1 protein-coding gene is annotated in these 1,005 nt (G+C 36.5%); it reads right to left on the bottom strand.

Annotation, left to right across the window (positions count from 1 at the left end):
* On the bottom strand, positions 1-1,005 hold a 1,005-nt coding region (locus J3U63_RS13210; RefSeq protein WP_267371852.1), incomplete at both ends, for a hypothetical protein.

Raw genomic sequence — 1,005 nt, 5'->3', positions numbered from 1 at the left:
GATGAAAATCATCTATCTGATCTCGCCATTCATTGTAATCCCAAGTTACAATTTTAGTTTTCAGTATTTCCAAATAATCTAATGCTGCTTGTTTTCCGGTTGGGGTAAGCATTTGTTCTAAACGTTGTTGGATTTGCTTGTTATATTCCCAAACCGGTGGTAGTTGATGAGCATCCCATGCTAAATTATTGTCTATCTCGATAATTTTTTGTTTTGCATAATCACTTAACAGTGACCAGGCATAAGCTTTAACCAGATCTTGCTCTCGACCTAATCCATAGAAATAGGCTTCAGTCATGCGCAATATGCCAATCATTGAGCTATGCTCGGCCATTAACTGCGCATAATCTATGGCCAGTTTTAAATCATCTGATTTTAATGCCTTGCGGTATTCGGTTAGTTTAGTCAGTTGCTCATATTTCTGATCTTTATATTGACGCCCATGTTGAAATAACATACGGGCTATTAAATATTCGTAGCAATGATAGCCGCCTTCAATGGCATAATTAAAATACTCAATACTTTTTTCTAATTGCTCATCAGGACAGGGGCGCGCCATGCCTTGTTCATCATACCCACAAAAACCCATTTGCCAACCTTTTTGATAGGCAAAATAGGGATATTTTAAATCGGCAAACCGATCCCTTAAATACCACTGTATTTGACTATTTTTAAACACCTCTGGTTCAACCAACGGTTTACCAGCACTATCCACTAACTGATCCCGATATTTGCGCATAAATTCTGTAAATGAGATCATCCCATCTTCTTTATAACCATCATCAAAGTGTTTTTGCCAACTAAGGAGAGAGTAATAATATGGCATAGCATTTTTATCCCATTGCCAGGCATGTTTTAAAAATTTGACTAAGTTGTTCGGACTAACTACAGCATAAAATACTTGATCATCAAATGCTGATTCATACAGCTTTTTAGCTTCGTCTATACGTAATAATTCATTTTCGGGAATAGTTGACGGGTAAATGGTAAAGTCCATAATTAAAT

This window comes from Gilliamella sp. B2838, from assembly GCF_026536185.1.
Lineage (GTDB): Bacteria > Pseudomonadota > Gammaproteobacteria > Enterobacterales > Orbaceae > Gilliamella.
The sequence above is the reverse complement of the archived record's forward strand: the minus strand, read 5'-3'. Positions and strand labels throughout refer to the sequence as shown.